Source organism: Roseibaca calidilacus, assembly GCF_001517585.1.
Lineage (GTDB): Bacteria > Pseudomonadota > Alphaproteobacteria > Rhodobacterales > Rhodobacteraceae > Roseinatronobacter > Roseinatronobacter calidilacus.
In genome coordinates this window covers 2,601,671-2,625,000 of the sequence record NZ_FBYC01000004.1, presented here as the reverse complement: position 1 = coordinate 2,625,000, position 23,330 = coordinate 2,601,671, and the positions used below count along the sequence as shown (strand labels likewise).

General features: G+C 63.9%; 24 protein-coding genes (1 of these 24 cut by a window edge). 13 read left to right on the top strand and 11 right to left on the bottom strand.

Going from position 1 to position 23,330, the window contains the following annotated elements; genetic code table 11:
• The 8 genes from AWT76_RS16390 to AWT76_RS16355 form a co-directional block, all read right to left on the bottom strand.
• Positions 1-142 carry the beginning of an extensin-like domain-containing protein gene (locus AWT76_RS16390; RefSeq protein WP_072247401.1) on the bottom strand. It extends 311 nt beyond the left edge of the window, so the window shows 142 of its 453 coding nt (coding positions 1-142); it begins with the start codon at positions 140-142; its stop codon lies beyond the left edge, outside the window.
• A gap of 238 nt (positions 143-380) precedes the next feature.
• Positions 381-1,295: a prephenate/arogenate dehydrogenase family protein gene (locus AWT76_RS16385; RefSeq protein WP_072247399.1), complete on the bottom strand. Its 915-nt coding sequence runs from the start codon at positions 1,293-1,295 to the stop codon at positions 381-383.
• Entirely contained in the window at positions 1,292-2,380 is a 1,089-nt protein-coding gene (gene hisC / locus AWT76_RS16380; RefSeq protein WP_072247398.1) for a histidinol-phosphate transaminase, read from the bottom strand. Before hisC ends, AWT76_RS16385 begins: the two co-directional genes overlap by 4 nt.
• A gap of 117 nt (positions 2,381-2,497) precedes the next feature.
• Entirely contained in the window at positions 2,498-3,472 is a 975-nt protein-coding gene (locus tag AWT76_RS16375) for a DMT family transporter (RefSeq protein ID WP_072247396.1), read from the bottom strand.
• 57 nt (positions 3,473-3,529) lie between these two features.
• On the bottom strand, positions 3,530-4,285 hold the full coding sequence (gene ygfZ / locus AWT76_RS16370) for a CAF17-like 4Fe-4S cluster assembly/insertion protein YgfZ (RefSeq protein WP_072247394.1): 756 nt from the start codon (positions 4,283-4,285) through the stop codon (positions 3,530-3,532).
• Between the two features lie 108 nt (positions 4,286-4,393).
• Positions 4,394-5,305 (bottom strand): pirin family protein, encoded by a 912-nt coding sequence (locus AWT76_RS16365; RefSeq protein ID WP_072247392.1) that lies wholly within the window; start codon positions 5,303-5,305, stop codon positions 4,394-4,396.
• 124 nt (positions 5,306-5,429) lie between these two features.
• Positions 5,430-5,945: a hypothetical protein gene (locus tag AWT76_RS16360; protein ID WP_072247391.1), complete on the bottom strand. Its 516-nt coding sequence runs from the start codon at positions 5,943-5,945 to the stop codon at positions 5,430-5,432.
• 48 nt (positions 5,946-5,993) lie between these two features.
• Positions 5,994-6,317 (bottom strand): HNH endonuclease family protein, encoded by a 324-nt coding sequence (locus tag AWT76_RS16355; protein ID WP_176699420.1) that lies wholly within the window; start codon positions 6,315-6,317, stop codon positions 5,994-5,996.
• Positions 6,318-6,398: 81 nt separating this feature from the next.
• Between AWT76_RS16355 and AWT76_RS16350 the strand changes: the two genes are divergently transcribed.
• On the top strand, positions 6,399-6,782 hold the full coding sequence (locus tag AWT76_RS16350) for an SgcJ/EcaC family oxidoreductase (protein WP_072247389.1): 384 nt from the start codon (positions 6,399-6,401) through the stop codon (positions 6,780-6,782).
• On the opposite strand, the gene AWT76_RS16345 is transcribed toward AWT76_RS16350, so the two are convergent.
• A complete protein-coding gene (locus tag AWT76_RS16345) occupies positions 6,773-8,422 on the bottom strand; it encodes a SulP family inorganic anion transporter (RefSeq protein ID WP_072247388.1) in 1,650 nt (549 codons plus the stop codon). The two genes, AWT76_RS16350 and AWT76_RS16345, sit on opposite strands and share 10 nt — an antisense overlap.
• A gap of 243 nt (positions 8,423-8,665) precedes the next feature.
• Between AWT76_RS16345 and AWT76_RS16340 the strand changes: the two genes are divergently transcribed.
• From AWT76_RS16340 to AWT76_RS16330, 3 genes are all read left to right on the top strand, one after another.
• A complete protein-coding gene (locus AWT76_RS16340) occupies positions 8,666-9,046 on the top strand; it encodes a hypothetical protein (RefSeq protein ID WP_176699419.1) in 381 nt (126 codons plus the stop codon).
• 86 nt (positions 9,047-9,132) lie between these two features.
• Entirely contained in the window at positions 9,133-10,533 is a 1,401-nt protein-coding gene (locus AWT76_RS16335) for a leucyl aminopeptidase family protein (protein WP_072247384.1), read from the top strand.
• Positions 10,530-11,357, top strand: coding sequence for a C40 family peptidase (locus AWT76_RS16330; protein WP_072247382.1), 828 nt, complete (start codon positions 10,530-10,532; stop codon positions 11,355-11,357). Before AWT76_RS16335 ends, AWT76_RS16330 begins: the two co-directional genes overlap by 4 nt.
• 33 nt (positions 11,358-11,390) lie before the next feature.
• On the opposite strand, the gene hrpB is transcribed toward AWT76_RS16330, so the two are convergent.
• Positions 11,391-13,820 (bottom strand): ATP-dependent helicase HrpB, encoded by a 2,430-nt coding sequence (gene hrpB / locus AWT76_RS16325; protein WP_072247380.1) that lies wholly within the window; start codon positions 13,818-13,820, stop codon positions 11,391-11,393.
• A 33-nt stretch (positions 13,821-13,853) separates the two neighbouring features.
• Positions 13,854-14,315, bottom strand: a complete 462-nt coding sequence (locus AWT76_RS16320; RefSeq protein WP_072247379.1) for a MarR family winged helix-turn-helix transcriptional regulator — start codon at positions 14,313-14,315, stop codon at positions 13,854-13,856.
• A gap of 92 nt (positions 14,316-14,407) precedes the next feature.
• Here AWT76_RS16320 and hmgA point away from each other — a divergent pair, with 92 nt between their 5' ends.
• From hmgA to AWT76_RS16275, 9 genes are all read left to right on the top strand, one after another.
• Positions 14,408-15,763, top strand: coding sequence for a homogentisate 1,2-dioxygenase (gene hmgA / locus AWT76_RS16315; RefSeq protein ID WP_072247377.1), 1,356 nt, complete (start codon positions 14,408-14,410; stop codon positions 15,761-15,763).
• Between the two features lie 3 nt (positions 15,764-15,766).
• The gene (locus AWT76_RS16310; RefSeq protein ID WP_072247374.1) at positions 15,767-16,612 is read left to right on the top strand and encodes an MBL fold metallo-hydrolase; all 846 of its coding nucleotides are present in this window, start codon (positions 15,767-15,769) and stop codon (positions 16,610-16,612) included.
• Between the two features lie 10 nt (positions 16,613-16,622).
• Positions 16,623-17,870: a fumarylacetoacetase gene (gene fahA, locus AWT76_RS16305; protein WP_072247372.1), complete on the top strand. Its 1,248-nt coding sequence runs from the start codon at positions 16,623-16,625 to the stop codon at positions 17,868-17,870.
• A 74-nt stretch (positions 17,871-17,944) separates the two neighbouring features.
• Positions 17,945-18,895, top strand: a complete 951-nt coding sequence (locus tag AWT76_RS16300) for an MBL fold metallo-hydrolase (protein ID WP_072247371.1) — start codon at positions 17,945-17,947, stop codon at positions 18,893-18,895.
• Entirely contained in the window at positions 18,892-19,095 is a 204-nt protein-coding gene (locus AWT76_RS16295) for a hypothetical protein (RefSeq protein ID WP_072247369.1), read from the top strand. The genes AWT76_RS16300 and AWT76_RS16295 overlap by 4 nt, the downstream gene beginning before the upstream one ends.
• Positions 19,092-20,714, top strand: a complete 1,623-nt coding sequence (locus tag AWT76_RS16290) for an FAD-dependent oxidoreductase (protein WP_072247367.1) — start codon at positions 19,092-19,094, stop codon at positions 20,712-20,714. Before AWT76_RS16295 ends, AWT76_RS16290 begins: the two co-directional genes overlap by 4 nt.
• Positions 20,707-20,922 (top strand): DUF2783 domain-containing protein, encoded by a 216-nt coding sequence (locus AWT76_RS16285; protein ID WP_072247365.1) that lies wholly within the window; start codon positions 20,707-20,709, stop codon positions 20,920-20,922. The genes AWT76_RS16290 and AWT76_RS16285 overlap by 8 nt, the downstream gene beginning before the upstream one ends.
• 139 nt (positions 20,923-21,061) lie before the next feature.
• Positions 21,062-21,949 (top strand): CpsD/CapB family tyrosine-protein kinase, encoded by an 888-nt coding sequence (locus AWT76_RS16280; RefSeq protein ID WP_072247364.1) that lies wholly within the window; start codon positions 21,062-21,064, stop codon positions 21,947-21,949.
• Positions 21,950-21,964: 15 nt separating this feature from the next.
• Positions 21,965-23,329: a GumC family protein gene (locus tag AWT76_RS16275; protein WP_072247363.1), complete on the top strand. Its 1,365-nt coding sequence runs from the start codon at positions 21,965-21,967 to the stop codon at positions 23,327-23,329.
• Position 23,330: the final 1 nt, after the last annotated feature.

The window sequence follows — 23,330 nt, the reverse complement described above, 5'->3', positions numbered from 1 at the left end:
TGCCGTCACGCCTCAGCGCGGGGCGCATGGCCTGTGTGACCCAGCGATGCAGTGCCGTCGCGGTTGCGCAATCCAGCGTTGCCGGTTGTGAGAGGCTGATTCCGTCGACATGCGTGACCTGCACGGGGGGCTGCCACGCCACAGCCGTTGGTCGAGGATGAAATTGGCGCGATGGTTTGACCTTGCAGGCCCGCGACGCCGCACAGGTTGCCAGCCGCCCCGCTGCCGCGCGACGCGATGCCACCTGTGAAGGGAATGACCCGCCCGATCAACCGCCCGACGCTGCTGCCTTCATCCGGCGCGCGCACGCCGCCCCCTGAACAACCCGACAAAATGACGGCGACCAGCAGGCCAGCAAGCGGTTTGCGCATGGTGTAACCCTATCGTTTTGTGCGACCGAAATCGGGGGCGTCTGTATCCTGACCCGCGTCGATGATACCGCGACGGATGGCGCGCGTTCGGGTGAAATAGGCATGCAGATGCTCACCATCGCCGCGCCTTATGGCGCGTTGCAGGGCGAACAGCTCTTCTGTGAAGCGCCCAAGAATTTCCAAGGTCGCATCCTTGTTGGTCAGGAACACGTCGCGCCACATGGTCGGGTCGCTGGCGGCAATACGGGTGAAATCGCGAAAGCCCGCGGCGGAATACTTGATGACCTCGCTATCGGTGACGCGGCGCAAATCGTCGGCCACCCCCACCATGGTATAGGCAATCAGGTGCGGGGTGTGGCTGGTCACGGCCAGAACAAGGTCGTGATGGGGCGGGTCCATAAGATCGACCTGCGCGCCCATGCCCTGCCACAACTGCGTCAGCCGGTCCAGCGCTTGAGGGTCCGCGCCATCCAGTGGGGTCAGGATGGTCCAGCGATTGTCGAACAGTTCGGCAAAACCCGCGCGCGGGCCGGAATGCTCTGTCCCCGCCAGCGGGTGGCCGGGGATGAAATGAACATGGTCGGGCATATGCGGTCCGACCACATCGACCACCGCCTGTTTGACAGACCCAACATCGGTCACAGTCGCGCCTTGGGCCAGATAGGGTGCGATTTCCTGCGCCACGGCACCCATTGCGCCCACAGGCACACATAGAACAACCAAATCCGCGCCCTGCACAGCTTCGGCGGCGGTTTCGGTCACGCGGTCAACCAGTCCGATTTCGGCGGCTATTGCGCGGCTTTCGGCAGACCGCGCGGTGCCGCTGGTTTCGGCCGCCAACCCGCCACGGCGCATGGCCAGCGCCATGGACCCTGCAATCAGCCCCAGCCCGACAAAGGCGACACGCTGATAGAGCGGCGTCATCCCTGCCCCCCCATGAAACGGTCGATGACATGCGCCACCCGGCGGCAGGCGGATTCGTCGCCCACGGTAATGCGCAGGGCTTCGGGCAGGCCGTAGCTGGAAACTTGCCGCACGATCAGCCCATCGGCCAACAAGGCGGCATTGCATGCTGCAGCTTGTTCGGCGCTGGCAAAGCGCGCCAGCACGAAATTGGCGAAAGAGCGGTCCGTGGCCACACCCGCCGCATTCAGCCGGTCGGCCAGCCAATCGCGCAGGCGCGCGTTTTCCGACAGCGAGCGCGTGATATGTGCGGCATCACCCAGCGCGGCCTCGGCCACTTCAAGCTGCATGTTCGACAGGTTGAACGGGCCGCGCAACCGGTTGAGCACATCCATCACATGCGCCGGGCCATAGCCCCAGCCAATGCGCAAGCCACCCAGACCGTGCAGCTTGGAAAAGGTGCGCGTCATGACCACGTTGTCACGCGCATCGACCATGGCGGCGCCACCGTCATAGCCATCCACATATTCGGCATATGCGCCATCCAGCACCAGCAGAACCCGCGGCGGTAGTCCATCGGCCAGCCGTTCCAGTTCCGATAGCGGCACCATTGTGCCGGTCGGGTTGTTGGGGTTGGCAACGAAGACTATCTTGGTGCGCTCTGTCACGGCGGCCAGCAGCGCATCAACATCGGTGGTGCGGTCCTGTTCGGGTGCTTTGACGGGCGTCGCCCCCGCCGCCATGGCGCTGATGGGATACATCAGGAAGCCGTGCTGCGAATACAGCACCTCGTCCCCCGGCCCGGCAAAGCCCTGGCACAGGAAGGTGATGATCTCGTCCGAGCCGACGCCGCACACGATGCGCCCCGCGTCTAGCCCGTATTGCACGGCAAGTGCTTCACGCAGGCTGGCATGGTCGGTCGAGGGGTAGCGATGCAGGTCATGCCCCGCGCGGCGATAGGCTTCGCGCGCCAATTCGCCGGCCCCGAACGGGTTTTCATTCGATGACAGTTTCAACGCATCGTCGCGCCCGGAGATCTTGGCGGTGCCACCCTGATACAGGGCGATATCCATGATGCCGGGTTGCGGGCGGATCTGATGAGGCATGGGGCATCCTTCTGGTCTTGCAGGCCATCTCTTAGCGCTGCAAATAGAATAGGGCCAGAACCCATCGACGCCAAACCAGCGCAGAGGGCAGTTCACGTTGCACTTGTGCCGCGCGGGTTAGTCTGCGGCCTCTGACGACAGGGTCTGCAAACCGCTGACCCTTGGGAAGGTGCCGGTATCGGTGCGGGTGCGGGTTTCCAGCACGGGGCGGTTCTCGGACACATTGGCGGTTTCCTCGCGCACCACAATGAACACGCCGCTGGCGATGATGATCGCGGCACCAAGGATGGTGAACAGGTCCACCCCCTCGCCAAAGATCAGCGCGCCAAACAGGATGGCCCAGATCATCTGCGAATATTGCATCGGTGCGACCTGAAAGGCCGGGGCGCGCTTATATGCGGCGATCACCGCCAAGCTGGCCGCCAGCGCCAGCGCCGCCATGGCCGCAAGCGCGCCAAGATCGGCCAACGGCATCGGGCGGTAAACAAAGGGAAGCGCCAGACCCATCACGGCCAGATTGGCCATCATTGGGTATAACAGCAAAACGACGTTGCGCTCTTCCGCGCCGATCTTGCGCACGATGATCGAGGCAATCGCGCCCCCCAGCGCGCCCAGAAGGGCCGCAAGATGACCCAGCCCCAGTTCGGCCCCCGCCGTCCCCGGACGCAACACCACCAGCACCCCGCACAGGCCGACCAGAACCGCCGCGCTGCGCCGCCAGCCCACGCGCTCGCCCAGCATGGGCACCGAAAGCACGGTTATCAGCAGCGGTGTTGCGAACAAGATCGCATATGTCTGCGCCATGGGCAGCACGGAAAACGCGTAGAACACGCTGACCCCGGTCAGAACCGCCGCGCCCGTGCGCAACGCCGTCCAGCCGGGATAGCGCGGCAACAGGTTGCCATCGGTGCGGTCGCGCATCAGCAGCAGCATGGCGATGGGCAGACCCAGCAGCACGCTGAAAAATACGATCTGTACCGGGCTGTAACTGCCACCCAGCAGTTTGACGATCACATCATGCGTGGAAAACAGCACGAAGGCCAGAAGCGCAAGCCCCGGACCGGCGAAACGCGATGTCAGGCCAAGTCGCATGGCGGCCCCTTTCGTTACTTTGCCGCTGCTATCGCTATCATGCCCTTGGGGCGTGTTTCAATCACTCTCACTCATCTCTGGGGCAATGATCGTGGCATCACCCGCCTGCAAAGCCCCAGACGCCCGACCAAAGCGCAGATAGGCAATCGCCTGCCCGCCGCTTTGGGTGAATAATTTGCCCACGGATTTGCCATCGGCCACAATCTCTGTGCCGACCGGCGCGTGTCCGTCAATCTGCACCGTGGTCAGGCCTTTGCGCAATTCGGTCTTGTGGTGCATCCGCGCGGTCACTTCCTGCCCGACATAGCAGCCTTTGCGGTAATCCACCCCGTTCAACCGTTCGAACCCGCATTCCAAGATAAAACTGTCATTCGGGATCAACTCTATCCCGCTTTCGGGCACGCAATGCGCCACGCGCAGCGCGGCCCAATCCGTGCCATCCTCCGGCAACGCTTGCCCGTATAAACGCCAACCCAGCGCCGCGTGGCGCGGATCGGGGCGCGCGCCTTCGGGCGCGGGGCCAGTGCCACGGCTGACCGGCATATCTTCACGCACCAAGGTGACAGGGGCGCGCAATTTGTACATGTTCAGGCGCTTGAAAAGGTCTTCGGCCATGGGGGATGCGACATCAACCAAGACATCGGCCCCGTCGGCCACTAGGAAGAAATCTGCCAGATACTTGCCTTGCGGTGTCAGAAACGCAGCATAGACGATCCCGTCGCGCGCCAGCTTGCGGGTGTCATTGCTGACCAACCCTTGCAAGAATCCTGCCGGGTCGTCGCCCGAAACACGGATGATTGCCCTGTCTTTCATCTTCACCTCTGGTTGCCTTGCGCCGGATATAGGCATGGGGTGTGGCCGCGAACACCCCTTTGCCCCAACATGCCGGTGGAGCGGGGGCCGTGCCCCCGCCCTGTGCCGTCAATGCGCAGGCCGGATGAAGGTGCCGTTGCGCAAATCGCGCATGGCTTGGCGGATTTCTTCTTGCGTGTTCATCACGATCGGGCCGTGCCAAGCGACCGGTTCCTGCAATGGCGCGCCGGAAATCAGCAAAAAGCGCACGCCTTTTTCGCCCGCCTGCACCGTCACCTCATCGCCGGTGCCGAAGCGGATCAGCGTGCGGTCACCGGACATGTCGCGGATATTGACCTCTTGGCCCATCACCTCTTTTTCCAGCAGCACGCCCGACGGCGCAGAGGCATCGGCAAAGGCACCCGACCCGGCAAAGACATAGGCGAAGGCGCGGCGATAGGTGTCAACCTTGAAGGTCTTGCGCACGCCCGGCGGCACGGAAATATCCAGATATTGCGGGTCGGCGGCAATGCCATCGACCGGGCCGCGCTTGCCCCAGAAATCACCCACGATGACCCGCACCTTGGTGCCGTCATCGTCAATCACTTCGGGGATATCGCCAGATTTCACATCCTGATAGCGCGGCGCCGTCATCTTCAGCGCGCCGGGCAGGTTCGCCCATAGCTGGAAACCGTGCATCTGCCCGCGCGCGTTCCCGCGCGGCATTTCCTGATGAAGAATGCCGGAACCAGCGGTCATCCATTGCACGTCGCCCGCGCCCAACGTGCCGGTATTGCCCAAGCTGTCGCCATGGTCCACCTCGCCTGCAAGGACATAGGTGATGGTTTCGATCCCCCGGTGCGGATGCCATGGGAAGCCGCGCAGGTAGTGTTCAGGTATGTCATTGCGAAAATCATCGAACAGCAGGAACGGGTCCAGCTCTGTCGGGTCCTGAAAGCCGAAGGCGCGATGCAGGTGAACCCCTGCCCCTTCAAGCGTCGGCACAGCTTGGCGGATATCAATGGTCGGACGGATAGACATGGCGTTCCCCTTGAAACAGCTTCCTTGCCAAGAAGATCGTCTGTTGCGCGCCAGATGCAAGCCGCGACACGCGCGCCAAGGCTGTTCGTTTACGCACACTCGCCCAGCGCGGGGTCGCAACCGCCTAAGGTATGGCCCAGAGAACACGCCAACTGTAGAACAGCGCGAAGAGGGCCGTTGCGCCAATTCCAAGCCGCATCAGCAAAACGAGCAACCATGACGCCCCGGTAGAGCCACCGTCTTGCAGTTCAGGCGTGCGGTCCGCGCCCTTTGGTTCCAGACGTGTCGCAGCCGTTTTTTGACGGCGCGGCACGCGCCACATCGATGATCGCTTGCGCGGCGCGTCGTCTTCTGCCGTGGTCGCGTTGGCAGGCGCACGGTTGGGCGCGGGACCGCTTCGGCGCACGCTTTGGACGAACGCGTCCAGCGACAAAAGATCGCTTCCATCCTGCCCGCCCGCATCTGCGCCTTGCGACCTGCGTTTCGCCGCGCGCAGATCGGGCCATCTGGTCCACACTTCGCGCGGGATGGGACGTGGAAGTTTTGGCATCTGCGGGTTGGCGATAATCCCAACGCGGGCCTGCCGCGCCGCAAGGCTTTCCCGCCGCCGCCCGCGCCCGGCTGTTGTTGTCCCGTCCATGCAAGCCCCCACTCGTCAATGCGTAGGGACAATTTAACCCAGCCAAGTTTATATTCTCTTACCGGGACGCCGCCTTGCGCCCGGCACGCGCGAGATGAACTCTGGCGGGCGCTTGGCAACCCAAGCCACGAATTTGGCCAAGCGCGGATGGTTGCGCAAGGCCTCTGGCGTATTGAAATCGCGGGCCAATTCGGTCTCTGACAAGGTGGCGTGAATTTCCTTGTGGCAGATATGGTGCAGCAAGATCACCGGTCCGCCCTTGCCCCCGCGCAGCTTGGGAACAAGGTGGTGCAGGCTTTGCGGCACGCCCGGCGGGATAGGCCGACCACATAGGGGGCAGACCGGGTCAGAGATGTCAGGCAAATCGGGCATGGGGCTGGCCGCGCAATAAAACTATGCTACACAAGCTATACGCGGATTGCCGTGTGACAACATCCAGCCGAACAGATCGACATGCCGACAGAAAAGATTGCTGCCTTGCTTGATGACTGGGGCGCGGCGCTCGCCTCGGGCGACCCTGCAAGGATCGCTGACCTTTACGCGCCCGATGCAGTGCTGCTGCCGACCGCATCCTACCAGATCCGGCTGGAACCCGGCCAGATCCGCCGCTATTTCCGCGATATCATGCAGCGCAACCCAAGTGCGCGCTTCATGGAGGTGCATTCGCGCGTGTTTGAGACGGTCGGCATCAATTCCGGCATCTACACATTCACGATGCACCGCGACGACGGCACGCCGTTTGATCTGGTCTGCCGGTTTACCTTCGTTTACCTGCTGTTCGACGAGGTCTGGAAGATCATCGAACATCATTCCTCTATCATGCCCGATCAGGTCTGACGGTCGGCACAGTTTTCGGCCATCGCATCTTCCAGCCGATCAAAGAATTTCGGGCTGGCATGGTGGCCGAACTGGCTGCGCAGCACCGTGGCCACCTCTGGCGTGGCCCCGACAAGGGCAAGGCACCCGCCCTGCCGTTCCAGCTTGCGCGCCAGCCCGGCGATGGATTGCGCGCCCGATGTATCGACAAAGGGCACGCGCGACAGGTCCAGCACCAAAGCGCGCGGCTTCTCCGAAATACGGTCCAGCACCCGGCCCATGGTGGCGGCCGCGCCAAAGAAATACGCGCCCCGCAGACTATAGACGACCACGTTATCGGCCTGCTCGCGCGGGGCAAGGTCCGGCGGCGTGACGGGTTCCAGCTTGGCGGCTTCCGACATGCGGCGAATGAACACCGCGCCACCCAGCGCCGTGCCCGCGATAATACCTTCGGTCAGATCACGGAACACCACCAGCAGAAAGGTAATCAGCAACACCGCCGCATCGGCCCGGCTGACGCGGATCAGGCTAAGGAATTCTTCCTTCTCGAACATGTTCCACGCCACCACGATCAGCACACCTGCCAATCCGGCCAGCGGGATATGCACGGCCAAAGGTGCGGCGACTAGCAGCACCATCGCCACGAAAACCGCGTGCAACATGCCCGACATCGGCCCCCGGCTACCCGCGCGCACATTGGTCGCGGTGCGGGCAATCGTGCCGGTCACGCAAAAGCCGCCGAACAGCGCCGATCCCATATTGGCCACGCCTTGCCCCAGCAATTCGGCGTTGGAGCGGTGGCGCTGCCCGCTCATCCCGTCGGCCACCACCGCCGACAGAAGCGATTCGATCGCCCCCAGCAGCGTGAAGGCCACGGCAAAGGGCAACGCGGCCAGCACATCCTCCATCGCAAAACCCGGCAAGGCGGGCGCGGGCAGGGCGCGCGGCAGATCGCCGAAGCGGTCGCCGATGGTTTCCACCGGTACACCCGCCCAAGCCGCCAGCCCGCCCAGCGCGATGGCGATCAACATGCCCGGCCAACCGGGCCGATAACGGCGCAGGCCTAGGATAACCGCAACCGTGGTCAGCGCGACCAAGGTTGTTGTTACATCCACCGTGCCACGCGCTTGCCAAAGCGCCGCCAGCTTGTGCAGAAATTCGGGTGGCGCGGCCTGTTCCAGCCGCAGCCCGAAGAAATCCGCGATCTGGCTGGCCGCGATGATGATCGCGATGCCCGATGTAAACCCGACCGTTACCGGAAACGGAATGAACTTGATGTAATCGCCCAGCCGCAGCAAACCGACCAGCATCAGCATCAGGCCCGACAGGAAGGTGGCAAGGATCAACCCCTCGACCCCGATCTGTAGGACCGCGCCGGCCACCAGCACGATGAACGCGCCGGCAGGCCCACCGATCTGGTAGCGCGACCCGCCCATCAGCGACACCAGAAAGCCGCCGACAATGGCCGTATACAGCCCACGTTCCGGCCCGACGCCAGAGGCTATGGCGATGGCCATGGACAATGGCAGCGCGACAATTGCCACGGTCAGCCCGGCCAGCGCATCGGCGCGCAGGTCGTGCAGCCCGTATCCGCGGCCCAGCGCGGTCAGGCTCATCGGGCGCAATTCTTCACCCAAACCGGGGGCTGTATTCGTAGGCATGGCGCTATCCTAGGTTTCGCGGCGGCTGTCTGCCTGTTGCAAAGCTTTGTCAAGACGACCCAGACGCGCAGGCACATGTCAAGCTGATGCAATATCCAGTGCGAATTGCCTTATTTTCGCTGCAATGATGGCATAACGTAGGAACTCGATTTTAATTTTAAAAGAAGACCGGGCCAGCTTAAACCGCTTCTTAAACAAATGCTGCGATATTGCAGCCGTTCTTCTATAATGCTGGACATGCCCATGTTAGCGATTACCCGCCTCAAACCCTCGGACAGTATCAGCGTGGATAGCGCGGCTATCAGCGCTCTGTTTCGCACACATGGCGCTGTCATTGCGGAAGATATTCTCATGCGGCGCGTTGTCGAACTTACCGATGGGATCACCTCGCTTGACGCCACGGCGCTGGAAAAGGCAAGCGCCTTGGACGCCGACAGGCTGCGCACTTTGGCGGCATTGGCAAAGGATACCGGGCTAATCACGCTGGCGCAGTCTTTGGGCGCGGTGGTGCAGGCCTTGGCGGCGGACAACCGCATGGCCCTTCCGGCGCTGTGGGAGCGCGTAAAGCGCATCGGCGACCGGTCGCTTGTCATGCTATGGGACTTGCCGCAACTGCGCATGTAGCCACGGCCCAAGACAACGAAAAAGCGCTGCAAATTCAGAGCTGGCTGGTCTAGTGTCCCTTCAAACGCATGGAAGGACATATCTGGATGACCGCCGCTTCGCCCTACAGCTTTGCCCCTGATGGTCATGGCACCAAGGAATTGCACCTTGTTGCCGTGGAAAATTTCGAAAGCTGGCTGGAAACCCAATCGCGCCGGGTGCGCACCTGGATCGGTGCAACCGGGTTTGCTGCAAAACTGGGCGATATCGCGTTGGTTCCCGACCCGGATGGGGGCTTGGTCAGTGCCGTGATCGGCCATGGCACGGCCCGCGACCGCCAGCGGGACCGCTTTTTGCTGGGGGGCTGCCGCCGCGCCCTCCCCGCCGCACGCTACAAGCTGCACCATGCGCTAGCCCCCGATGCGCTGGCCGAAGAATGTCTGGGCTGGCTACTGGCAGGCTATAGTTTCCGCGCCGGAGCGCCCAGCCCGCGCCCCGACATAGCCGAACTCGTGGTGCCTGACGGGGCGGACACCGCGCAGCTTCAGATCCTTGCCGCCGCCGAGGTCTTCACGCGCGATCTTATCAACACCCCCGCTGCGGCCCTTGGCCCGGAAGAGCTGGAAAGCGCGGCCATGGCGCTGGCCACCCGTTTCGGGGCCGACATGTCCGTCACCTATGGCGATGATCTTCTGTATCAGAACCTGCCGCTGATTCATGCGGTCGGGCGCGCGTCGGACCGCGCGCCGCGCCTGCTGGACATGCGCTGGGGCCAAACCGGGCCGAAGCTGACACTTGTCGGCAAAGGCGTCTGCTTTGACACGGGCGGGCTGAACCTGAAACCCGGTGCATCTATGGGCCTGATGAAAAAGGACATGGGCGGGGCAGCCACGGTGCTGGGTCTGGCACAGATGATCATGGCAACAGGCTGGCCCGTGCAGTTGCGCGTGCTGATCCCGGCGGTGGAAAACGCGGTGTCCGGCAGCGCCATGCGGCCGGGTGACGTGCTGACCTCGCGCAAGGGGCTGACGATAGAGGTGAACAACACCGACGCCGAAGGCCGCCTTGTGCTGGCCGACGCGCTGGCGCTTGCCTGCGAAGAACAGCCCGATGCCCTGATCTGCATGGCCACGCTGACCGGGGCCGCGCGTGTTGCCCTTGGTCCCGACATCGCGCCGTTTTACACGCATGACGACGGCTTTGCCCAAAGGCTCATGGCCGCCAGCGCCCGGATGCGCGACCCGCTTTGGCAAATGCCGCTCTACCCCGGCTATCAGACCATGATCGAACCGGGCATCGCCGATCTGGACAATGCGCCCAGCGGTGGCATGGCCGGGTCGATCACGGCGGCACTGTTTCTTGAGCGCTTTGTCACAGACGGCACACGCTTTGCGCATTTCGACATTTACGGCTACCAGCCCAAACCGGCCCCCGGCCGGCCCAAGGGCGGCGCGGCCCAAGGGGCGCGCGCGCTATTTGCCGCGCTGCCCGATGTGCTGGGTCTGTGAGCGATCCGCGCCTGACCCCGTTTTCGGGCCGCATTGCGCATGACAGCCTGCGCGGCCAGATCGACGCGCCCGCCTTCACGCCCGGCAGGCCCGCCAGCATTGTCGCCCCGCTGGCCAACCTGCTACGCCACCCGCATGGCCCGCGCGACCGCCAAGTGTTGCGCGGCGCGCAGGTCACCGTCATAGAGCAAGCGCAGGACATGGCCTATATCCTTTGGGATGGCTATTGCGGCTGGGTCCGGGCCGATGCGCTTGGCCCGGCGCAAACGCCCACGCATCGCATCAGCGCGGGGGCCAGCCATCTTTACACCGCGCCCGATCTGAAAAGCCCGGAACAGGCCGCGCTATCGCTGAACGCGCGACTGGTCATTACCGGCGCGCAGGCGGCGTTCCTGCAAACCGATTGCGGGCATTTCGTGCCTGCCCAGCACGCCGTGCCTTGCGATCGGCCCGAAACCGACCCTGTCGCGGTGGCCGAACGCTTGCGCGGCACCCCTTACCTATGGGGCGGCAACAGCCATGCAGGGATCGACTGTTCCGGGTTGGTGCAGGTGGCGCTGCACGCCTGCAACCGCCCCTGCCCGGCCGATAGCGATTTGCAAGAACGCGCCTTTGCGCTGCATGCCCTGCCGCCCGACACACCGGCCCAGCGCGGCGATTTGCTGTTCTGGCGCGGGCATGTGGCTTGGGTAATGGACCGCGATACGATTCTGCACGCGAACGCACATAGCATGTCGGTCGCCTATGAACCGCTGCAAAGCGCCATCGCCCGCATTGCCCCGGACGGTCCGGTTACGGCACATATTCGCCTTCCAAACCCCTAAGTTCATCTTGCCAAGACAACGAAGGGCGCGCATTCAGCCCTTGCGCGGCTTTGCGCGCAAAGTGGGATCGGCCTGCACCGGGTTTTCGGGCCAAGGGTGCTTGGGGTATTGGCCGCGCATATCCTTGCGCACATCGGCATAGCTGTTGGCCCAGAAGCCGGGCAGGTCGGTTGTCACCTGCACCGGGCGACGAGCGGGCGACAACAGAACCAACCGCAAGGGCACCCGCCCCGGCCCGATGGTCGGGTGCGTGGCCTGCCCGAACAGTTCCTGCAAGCGCAACTGCACCTCGGGCGCATCACCCGAATAGTCAATCGGCACGCGGTTGCCCAAGGGGCTGACGAAATGCGCCGGGGCTTGCTCATCCAACATCTGCGACTGCGCCCAGTCCAGCCGGGCGCGCAGGGCTGGCAGCAGGTCCAGCGCGCGCAGGTCTTCGGCGCTGCGCGCGTGGGACAGATACGGACCAAGCCAGTCTTCCAACCCGTCCAACAAGGCGTTCTCCGACATGTCGGGCAGCTCGGCCCCTTGCGCCCGCAGCAGCGCCACCCGTGCAAGAAACCGGCGCGCGGCATCGGACATTGGCAGCCCCAGATCGCGCAGTCCATCGCAAGCGGCTGCAATCAGCATGGCATCATCCGGGTCGCGCCAATGGCGTTCATGCAGCACCAAGGCACCGAAACATTCGCATTCGCGCGCAACGATCTTTCGCTCGCGTTTCGACCAGTGGCAGCTACGGTCCCAGCGAAAGCGCGCGCCATAGAGGCCGCGCAGATCGCTTTCCGCTATCGTAATCGCTTGGCGAATGCGCGCCTCGCGCGGGTCGCCATCGGTATCGGTCACGACCAGCAGGCGGGCCTGCGCCAGCGGGTCGCCTTCGGGCAGGACTGCGCCCTTGCCGCCCGACAGGACGTAGCGCGGAGCGTCGCCCTTGCGCCGCAGCCCGATGCGGTCTGGGTAGGCGAGCGCCGCTATTTCGGCCGGACTAAGCCCCGCGCTACCGACACCTTGCCGCTTGATCCGGCGCAGCGTGTCGCGCGCGCGCTCTAGTGTGGGGCGGTGCAGGTCATAGGGGTGGCGCGCCTGAAGTGCCTTGGCATCGCGCAGCGCGTCCAACCGCAAGGACAGGTCCACCGGCGCCGCGCGCAGCACATCGCCTTCGGACAAAAGCGCGGCCATGGGGGCTGCCCCCTGCCCTGCATGCAGCACCATATGCGCCAATCGCGGGTGCAGCGGCAAAGCCACCATCGCCCGGCCATGCGCGGTAATGCGCCCCGCCCCGTCCAGCGCGCCCAGATCGGCCAGAAGCGCGCGCGCCTCTGCCAGCGCGGCGTCGGGAGGCGGGGTCAGAAAGCGCAGATCGTCCCCACCCCACGCGGCCAGTTCCAGCGCCAGCCCGGCAAGGTCGGCGCGCGCAATCTCTGGCGGGGCGAAGGCGGCGAGTGCGCCTTCTTCAGCCCGCGCCCACATGCGGAAACACACACCTTCTGCCACGCGACCGGCGCGGCCCGCGCGCTGTGTGGCCTCTGCCCGTGTCACGCGCTCGGTAACAAGCCGCGACATGCCCGTGCCGGGGTCGAACCGCGCGCGCCGCGCCAGCCCGCAATCGACCACCACGCGGACATCTTCAATCGTCAGCGAGGTTTCGGCAATGGAAGTTGCCAGCACGATCTTGCGCGCGGTCGCGTCGGGCGCAATCGCCGCGCGTTGGGCCGCCATGGGCAGCGCACCATAAAGCGGGCGGATTGCACCGCCGGGCACGCGACCCTCAAGCAGCGACGCCACACGGCGGATTTCCCCTTCCCCCGGCAGAAAGACCAGGATCGCGCCTTCGGTCTGCGCGGCCGCATCCAGAACCAACGCAGCGGCGGCATTCTCAAACCGCTCCTCCTTGCGGCGGGGCCGGTCCAGCCAGCGGGTTTCGACCGGGAAAGCGCGGCCTTGGGCGGTCAGAATGGGCGCATCATCCAGCAGTGCCGCGACCGGGTCGGCATCCAGCGTGGCAGACATGACCAGCAACACCAGATCGGGGCGCAGCGCGCTGCGCACTTCGTAGGTCAGAGCCAAACCCAGATCGGCGTTCAACGACCGTTCGTGAAATTCGTCAAAGATCACCGCGCCCACGCCGGTCAATTCCGGGTCCGATTGCAGCATCCGCGTCAGAATGCCTTCGGTCACGACCTCTATTCGCGTCGCTTTGGACACCACCGCCTCGCCGCGAATACGGTAGCCTACCGTTGCGCCCACGTCTTCACCCAGCAACCGCGCCATTTGTTCGGCGGCCGCGCGCGCAGCAATGCGGCGCGGTTCCAGCATGACAATCCGGCCCGCAATCTGGTCCAACAGCGCAAGCGGCACGCGGGTTGTTTTGCCCGCGCCGGGGGGCGCTTGCAGCACCGCACGGCCATGGGCGGCCAAGGCGGTTTTCAGGTCGGGCAGGATATCGTCAATCGGCAGGCGCATGGGCGCGCTTATGCCTGTGCCGCGGGGCCTCGGTCAATCACCCGCAGGCGCGCCATAAGCCGCGATCAGGGCGCGCAAGCCGTCTTCCAGCGCGGCAAAGCGCTCTGGCCCGATACGCTCGACCATCGCGGCCTGATAGGCCACACCACGCGCGCCCAAAGCCACGAACACAGCGCGGCCCGCGTCTGTCAGGGCCAGATCCTCGCGGCGGCGGTCATCGGCGGCGCGGGCGCGGGTCAGGTAGCCCGCCCCTTCCAGTTGCGCCACGGCGCGCGAGACACGGGTTTTCTCGATATGGCTGATGCGGCAAATCTCGACCGCGCTCATAGCGCCGAAGCGGCCCAGATTGGCCATGACCCGCCATTGCGTGCGCGTCAGGCCATATTCCGCCTTGTAGGTGGCGGCAAAGCCAAGGCTGACATGCTCTGCCGCTTGGTTCAGCAGATAGGGCATGAAGGCATCAAGGTCGAATTCGGGGCGGGGCGTGTCACGCATGGTCGGACCTATAAGGTGTATTGCCGTTGCACGATAGCCTTGACATAGTTGCATTTGCAACAAATAACAGGGGCAAGCAAGGGAGGGCTGCCATGACCCGTCACGATCTGCCGCAAGGAATGGTCCGCGCGCCGTCGCACACTGGCCCGCACGAAGGCTACATGCCCGGCTGGGGCAACGATTTCGAGACAGAGGCCCTGCCCGGCGCCCTGCCCCAAGGCATGAACAGCCCGCAGAAATGCGACTATGGCCTGTATGGTGAACAACTGTCGGGCACGGCCTTCACGGCCAACCCGCCCGAACGCACATGGACTTACCGCATTCGGCCAAGCGTGAAGCATTCGGCGCGCTACACCAAGATCGACCTGCCCTATTGGAAATCCGCGCCTTGCGTGGACCCGGATGTCATTTCGCTGGGCCAATACCGCTGGAACCCGGTGCCACATGCCGACCAAAGGCTGACATGGCTGACAGGTATGCGCACCATGACCACGGCGGGCGATGTGAACACGCAGGTGGGCATGGCAAGCCATGTCTACCTTGTGACCGAATCGATGGTGGATGCCTATTTCTATTCGGCAGACAGCGAATTGCTGGTGGTGCCGCAGGAAGGGCGTTTGCGTTTTTGCACAGAGCTTGGGATCATCGACATAGAACCCAAGGAGATCGCCATCATCCCGCGCGGCTTGGTCTATCGGGTAGAGGTGCTGGATGGCCCCTGCCGTGGCTTCGTCTGCGAGAATTACGGCCAAAAATTCGAGATGCCGGGGCGCGGCCCCATCGGCGCCAATTGCATGGCCAACCCGCGCGATTTCAAAGCGCCCGTTGCGGCGTTCGAGGATCGCGAAGCGCCGTCCACCCTGACCATTAAATGGTGCGGCCAATTCCACGAAACCCAGATCGCGCAAAGCCCACTGGATGTGGTTGCATGGCATGGCAATTACGCGCCCTACAAGTATGACCTGCGCACCTATTGCCCGGTGGGTGCCATTCTGTTCGACCACCCGGACCCATCCATCTTTACCGTGCTGACCGCGCCTTCAGGCGTGCCGGGCACCGCGAATATCGACTTCGTGCTGTTCCGCGAGCGTTGGATGGTGGCCGAAAACACCTTCCGCCCGCCTTGGTATCATAAAAACATCATGTCGGAATTGATGGGCAATATTTATGGCCAGTATGATGCGAAACCCCAAGGGTTCGTGCCCGGCGGGATGAGCCTGCATAACATGATGCTGCCGCATGGCCCCGACCGCGACGCGTTCGAGAAAGCATCGAACGCGAACCTCGGCCCCGACAAGCTGGACAACACCATGTCCTTCATGTTCGAAACCCGCTTCCCGCAACACCTGACGCGGTTCGCCGCCACCGAAGCGCCGCTGCAGGACGATTATATCGACTGCTGGAACAGTCTGGACAAGAAATTCGACGGCACGCCGGGGCGCAAGTAAGCCATGGCAAGCGTCACCATCCTTGGGGCCAAGGGTGGCCCCGCCCTGCGCAAGGACGGGGCTATGCCCACATCCTTGCTGGTTCAGATGGGCGGCGCGCAGATCGTAGTTGATTGCGGGCTGGGCGTGACACGCGGGCTGGTGCAGGCAGGGGTCGATTTGCGCGGCCTGTCGCAGATTGTCATCACGCATCTGCATTCCGACCATGTTCTGGAACTTGGCCCGCTTGTGCACACGGCATGGACCACGGGGCTGAGAACGCCGCTGCATATCTGGGGGCCGCCGGGGCTGCGCGCCTATTGGGACGGGTTCATGGCGTCGATGGCGTTTGACTGCGACTTGCGCGTGACCGATGAAGGCCGCCCGCCGCTGGACGATCTGGTCCGCCTGCATGTACTGGACGAAGGCGCATTCACCCTCGGCCCGGTTCATGCCCGTGCCCTGCGCGTGCCGCACCCGCCAGTTACCGATTGCTTCGCCCTGCGCCTTGACGCAGACGGCAAATCGCTGTGCCTGTCTGCCGACACCGCCTATTTCCCGCCGCTGGCCGATCTGGCGCAGGGCGCCGATGTGCTGCTGCACGAAGCCATGTTGCCGCAAGGAATTGAAGCGATCATCGCCAAGACAGGCATGGGCGACAAGCTGCGCGCGCACCTGACAGGCAGCCATTCCACCGCCGACCAAGCCGCGCAGATCGCGACGCAAGCGGGCGTCGGGCATCTGGTCTTTTACCACATCATCCCCGCCGATGACCCGGCTTTCGGCTTGACCGATTGGCAGGCCGCCATTTCCGGGCATTGGGATGGCCCCTTCACACTGGCCCATGACGGGCTGACGGTCGAATTCTAGGGGGCGCGCGATGGGATTGCTGCCAAGCTGGGTCGAAAGCGCCAATGCACCGGACTGCGATTTTCCGCTGAACAACCTTGCGCTGGGGGTGTTCGATGCCGGGAATGGCCCCCGCTGCGGCGTGGCCATCGGCGACCGGATCGCAGATGCGACCGGTTTAGAGGGTGCCGGGCTGCTGGACCTTGGCGCGCCCCTGCTGGCCCACCCGTCATGGAACGCCTTGATGGCCGCTGGTCCCGCCATATGGGCCGCGTTCCGCGACCAAATGACCGACCTGTTGCGGCAGGCTGCATCAAAGCGCGACCGGGTTGCTCCCCATCTGCACCCGATGGCGGGGGCAACGCTGCAAATGCCCTTCACTGTAACGGAGTTCACCGATTTCTACGCAGGCCGCCACCATGCCACCAATGTCGGCACCATGTTTCGCGGGGCGGACAACGCACTGCCGGCAAACTGGCTGCACATTCCCATCGGGTATAACGGGCGGGCGTCTTCGGTCGTTGTGTCGGGCACGCCCATCCGCCGCCCTTGGGGGCAGGTCAAAGGCCCGGATGAGAGCGCGCCGCGCTTCGCGCCCTCGGCCCGGTTCGATTTCGAACTGGAGCTGGGCGCGATCGTCGGGCAGTCCTCGACCGGCCCTGTCACCGTAGCGCAAGCGCAAGACATGATCTTCGGCTATGTGCTGCTGAACGACTGGTCCGCGCGTGATATTCAGGCGTGGGAATACCAGCCGCTTGGACCGTTTCAGTCCAAGGCCACCGCCACCACGATCAGCCCGTGGATTGTCATGCGCACAGCGCTCGACCCGTTCCGCGCGCCCCCACCAGCGCGTGAAACTCCGCTGCTGCCGCATCTGGCCGATGCGGGCCACGATTTCCACGATATCGCGCTGTCGGTCACGCTGACACCCGAACACGGCACGCCCCAGACCATCGCCAGCACCAACACGCGCGAGCTTTACTATTCCCCCGCGCAGCAACTGGCGCATCACACCACAAGCGGCTGCCCCATGCGGGTGGGTGATCTGCTGGGCTCCGGCACCATCTCTGGCCCCACACCCGACAGTCGGGGGTCCATGCTGGAACTATCCTGGGGCGGGCAAACCCCTGTCACTGTCAACGGCACCCCGCGCGCCTTTTTGCATGATGGTGATACGATCACCTTCCACGGTGCGGCCATCGCCCCCGACCACCGCATCGGCTTTGGTGCCTGCGCCGGCACCGTCCTGCCCGCACATCCAAATCCTTATGCGCCCTGATTTCATCTTGCCCCAGAATACCCGCGCCACAGGCGCTTATCAGCCACAGGCACCACACTAGAAGGACGAACCCCATGGCCAAAGCCTTTGCCTCGCAAGGCGACATGACCGAAAAACAGATCAGCTTTACCGAAGTGGGGCGCGATCTTTATGCCTTTACCGCCGAGGGCGACCCGAATTCGGGCGTCATCATCGGGGATGACAGCGTCATGGTGGTGGAAGCACAAGCCACGCCGCGCCTGGCGCAAAAGGTGATCGACTGCATTCGCCAAGTCACCGACAAACCGATCACCCATCTGGCGCTGACGCATTACCACGCGGTGCGGGTGCTGGGCGCCTCGGCCTATGGCGCGGGGCAGATCCTGATGTCGGATGCCGCGCGCGGTATGGTGGCAGAGCGCGGGCAGGAAGATTGGAACAGCGAGTTCCAGCGCTTCCCGCGCCTGTTTCAAGGGCATGACAGCATCCCCGGCCTGACATGGCCCACCACCAGTTTCACGGGCCGCATGTCGGTTTTCCTTGGCAATCGCCGGGTGGACCTGATGCAACTGGGCCGCGCGCATACGGCGGGCGATATTGTCATCCATGTGCCCGATGAGAACGTCATGTTCACCGGCGATATCGTCGAATATCATTCCGCCTGCTATTGCGGCGATGGGCATTTTGCCGATTGGGGCAATACGCTGGACGCGATCAAGTCTTACCAGGTCGATGCCATTGCACCGGGGCGGGGTGACGCGCTGATGGGCAGTGACATGGTCAACCAAGCCATCGAAAACACGCGCGATTTCGTGCAATCCACCTATCGTCCGGCAGCCCGTGTGGCCGCGCGCGGCGGCAGCCTGAAAGACGCGTGGGACGCCGTGCGCGCCGCATGCGACCCGAAATTTGCCGATTACGCGATTTACGAGCATTGCCTGCCCTTTAACGTGGCCCGCGCCTATGACGAAGCGCGCGGCATAGCCACCCCGCGCATCTGGACAGCGGAACGTGACTTGCAGATGTGGCAAGACCTGCAAGGATGAGCCTTGGCCCTGACCGCATAGAAACCGGGCTTCGGCTGGGCGTGTCGCTTCCTTGGCTTGGTGCCTTGATCTGGATCATCGCACCCCGCCGCATGACAGGGTTTGCTTGGGGCAAGGTGCGCGCGGACGTGGGCCTGTTCTTTGGTGGCGCGGCGTTTTGGTCGGGCCAAAAGCTTTGGCGCGAAGGAACGAACAGATGAGCAAGATTTTTGATGTGCCCCTTTACCCCTATGCCCGCCATGCCGATCAGGACCGCGATCAGGACATGCCAGCGCGCCACCCGGTCGTGATTGTCGGTGCGGGACCGGTGGGCTTGGCGGCGGCGATTGACCTTGCGCAGCGCGATGTGCCGGTCGTGGTGCTGGATGACAATGACCGCGTCAGCTTCGGGTCGCGCGCGATCTGCTTTGCCAAGCGGACGCTGGAAATTCTGGACCGGCTGGGCTGCGGGCGCGCGACCGAACTGGGCGTGACATGGAACACAGGCCGCGTGTTCAACGGTGAGGGCGAGGTTTACGGCTTCAACCTGCTAGAGGAAGAGGGCCACAAACACCCCGCTTTTGTGAACCTGCAACAGTATCATGTGGAACATATCATGGTTCAGCGCGCGCAAGCGCTGATGGCCCAAGGCAAACCGCTGGAAATTCGCGGGCGCAACCGGGTCGACACCATTGGCACCCATGACGACCATGTGCGTCTGAACGTGGCCACGCCAGAGGGCGACTATGAGCTGCACGCAGATTGGCTGATCGCCTGCGACGGGGCCAATTCGCCCACGCGGCGGATGATGGGGCTGGATTTCGTCGGCCGCGTGTTCGAGGATAACTTCCTGATTGCCGATGTGGTCATGCAGGCCGATTTTCCGACCGAACGCTGGTTCTGGTTTGACCCGCCCTTCAACCGCGGGCAATCGGCGCTGCTGCACCGCCAGCCCGACAATGTCTGGCGCATTGACCTGCAACTGGGGTGGGACATTGACCGCGAAACCGAGAAACGCCCCGAACGGGTTATCCCGCGCCTGAAAGCCATGCTGGGGCCGGATGTGGAATTCGGCCTTGAATGGGTGTCAATCTACACCTTCCAATGCCGCCGGATGGAAAAATTCCGCCATGGGCGGGTGATCTTTGCCGGCGATTCGGCGCATCAGGTCAGTCCGTTCGGCGCGCGCGGGGCGAATTCGGGCATTCAGGACGCCGACAATCTGGCATGGAAGCTGGCCGCCGTGGTGCAGGGCCAAGCGCCAGAATCGCTGCTCGACAGTTACGATTTCGAACGCGTTTATGCAGCCGATGAGAATATCCTCCATTCCACCCGCGCGACCGAATTCATCACGCCCAAATCCGACACCAGCCGCCTGTTTCGTGATGCCGTGCTGGCCTTGGCCGGACGGCATGAATTCGCGCGCCCGCTGGTCAATTCGGGGCGGCTGTCCATGCCCAGCGCCTATGACGATAGCTGGCTGACAAGCCCCGATACCGAAGACCTGCCCGACGCCACGCGCCCCGGCGCGCCCATGCCGGACGCGCCGCTGCCGGATGGCTGGTTGCTGGACCAGACCGGCGGCGCGTTTTGCTTGCTATGGGTGAATGGGGCCGCACCGCCGGACCTGCCGCAAACGCCCGTGCCGCTGCGGGTGCTGCACATTGACCCTGCGCAAGCGCCGGTCCTTGCGCAGCGCTACCTTGGCGATGCGCCGCGCGCAGCCTACTTGCTGCGCCCTGACCAGCATATCGCCGCCCGCTGGCGCGCGCCCGAAACCATGCCGCTGACTGCCGCGCTGGCGCGTGCTTTGTCCCAGATGGAGATGGCCGATGCCTGACCTGATCTTGACCCGCAACCTGAGTGACCCGGACGGGTTCTATGCCGACCTGATGGCCGTGCATGACGGGCTGACCAAGGCGGAGAGCGACGCGCTGACCGCCCGGCTGGTGTTGATTCTGGCCAATCACATCGGATCGCGCGATGTGCTAAGCGCCGCGCTGCAAACAGCCAAGGGAACGGCGCAAGAGTCCCCCCAAAACGCCTGAACGCGTGCAGCCGGGCAGAACATGACGGGGTCATGCCTTGCTTTCGCCGTAATATCGTCGCCAAACCGCTTGAATAGCTGTTAATAAGTTCGAAACGGAAACAATGCTCCGGACGAACATGTAACGAGGCGCGCCCGGTATGGTGGACACGACACGGCTAGAGAAGCTTATGGGGGCAGCACCCGACCCCGGTCCGAAGCGCGCGGGCGGCGGGGGCGGTTCTGCGGCGCGCAGTCTTGCCTTGTCCGGGCATCGCGAGCTGCGCCGCGATGGTGCGCGCGCGCTGTCGCCGCAGCGTCTGGCCCAGATAGAGGCCGAATGGGCGCGCCTGAAACCCTTCACCCGCGACCCCGCGCCAAACGCGGGCATTACGCAGTTCAACAAGCAGGCGCGCGCGCCCGACATCGTGGCGCTGTTTGATGTGCTGCGCACCCAGCTTGCCCAGACATTTGCCGAGCGGCGCTTGCGGACCTTGGCCATCACCGCGCCCCATTCTGGCTGTGGCACCAGTTTCATCGCTGCGGGGCTGTTGGCCAGCTTCGCGCGGCGCAACGAAGAACGCGTGCTTGCGCTGGATCTGAACCTTGGCGCACCCGCATTGCACCGCTTTTTCGAGCTGCAAAGCCCCGGCCCGATAGAGGCGCTTTTGTCTGGCGCGGCCAGCCCGCAGGATCATCTTGTCAAAATCACCAGCCGGGTCGCGGTCGGCCTTGGTGCCATGGGCGACAGCCCGGAATTGCTGGCGCGGTCCATCTCTGCCCAAGACCTGACAGAGATGCTGGAAGAGCTGACAAGCGAATATGCACCACAGCTTGTGATCTGCGATCTGCCGCCACTTCTGGAGGGGGATGCCGCCATGGCCATTCTGCCGCAGATGGGGGCCACGCTTCTGGTGGCCGACAGCAACACCACCACCGCCGCCGAAATTACACAATGCGAACGTTTGTTAGCCGAAAAATCCGATTTCCTTGGCGTGATCCTGAACCAGAACACAAGCGCGGCGCGAAACAACGCCAGACGCGGTTAGAACAGGGGGCCGCTGATGGGTCCGATTCAGACACTTGACGAGTTTTTCGATTTCCTGCGGCGGCGCGCGGCGCTGGTCGCGGCCACGGCCTTTATTGCCACGGTTGGCGCGATCCTGTTCGCGCTGAGCACCGAGCACAGCTATCAAAGTCAGGCCGTGATTCAGGTTGAAGGGCCAAGCGTCAGCAGCGACGTGACAGCGCAGGCGGTGCCTTCCAGCGCGGCGCGGCGTCTAGCCTCTGTCGAGCAGCGGCTGATGTCGCGCGACAACCTGCTGGCCTTGGCGGACCAATACAACATGCTCCCCGGCCTGACCGCGCAAGAGCGCGTGCTGGCTATGCGCGAATCGATCCGTTTCGAAGTGGTCGCCGCTATCCGCGAGCGCGCCGCCCTTGGCACCGATGTGACCAGCGAGAACCGCTCGCGCACCCTGACGGTCAGCGTGACCGAAGCTTTTGCCACCGATGCCATCGTGTCGCTTGTGCGGGTCATGACCGAAGCGGGCGACCCGCGCGTGGCCGCCGATCTGGCCAATGAGCTTGCCGATGCCATCGTGCGGGAAAACGCCTCTGCCGTAGCTGGCAACGTGCGCGAGGCGATCGATTTTTTCGCCCGCCAGGAAGACCGCATCCGGCAAGAAATTGAAGCGGTCGCGGCCGAAATTGTCGCCTTCAAATCCGAGAATTTCGAATTGCTGCCAGAAGCGATGGAAGATCGTCGCGATGAACAAATCTCGATCCGCGATGACCTGTTGCGCACCAACCGCGAAATCGCGGCGCTGGGGAGCGAGATCGCCACGCTACAGGGCCAAAGCCGGTTGCGCGCCACCGAGCAACGCCGCCTGAATGCCGCGCAAGACGAACTGGCTGGCGCGCAGCGAGAGCAGGACCAGCTGCGCCAACAATCTGCCGAACTGGAGCGCCTTGCCCGCGCCGCGCCGCAGGTCGCGTTCGAATTGGAAGCCCTTGAGCGCCGCGAATTCCAGTTGCGCGAACAGGCCAACGAAATCGCCGAACGGCGGCTGAACGCATCGCTGGGCGAGCAACTGGATGACGAGCAGAATTTCGAACGCTTCCGGCTACTGGAACCGGCGCTTCCGGCGGATTACCCGTCGTCACGGTCGCGCGCTTCTATTGTTGTAATGGGGCTGGCGGCGGGCCTGTTCCTTGGGCTGATGCTATCCTACGCCATGGACTGGCTGAACCCCGCCCTACGCAGCGCCGCACAGGTCGAACGTGAACTGGGAATGCAGCCCGCGCTGGTCATCCCAAAGATTGAACTACCCGCAGAACGGCGGCGGCGCAGCATTGGCTGGGCCGCAGGTGGGGCGCTTGTGGTGCTGACCGCGCTGGCACTGGTCATGATGCGCATGAGCGGCTGAG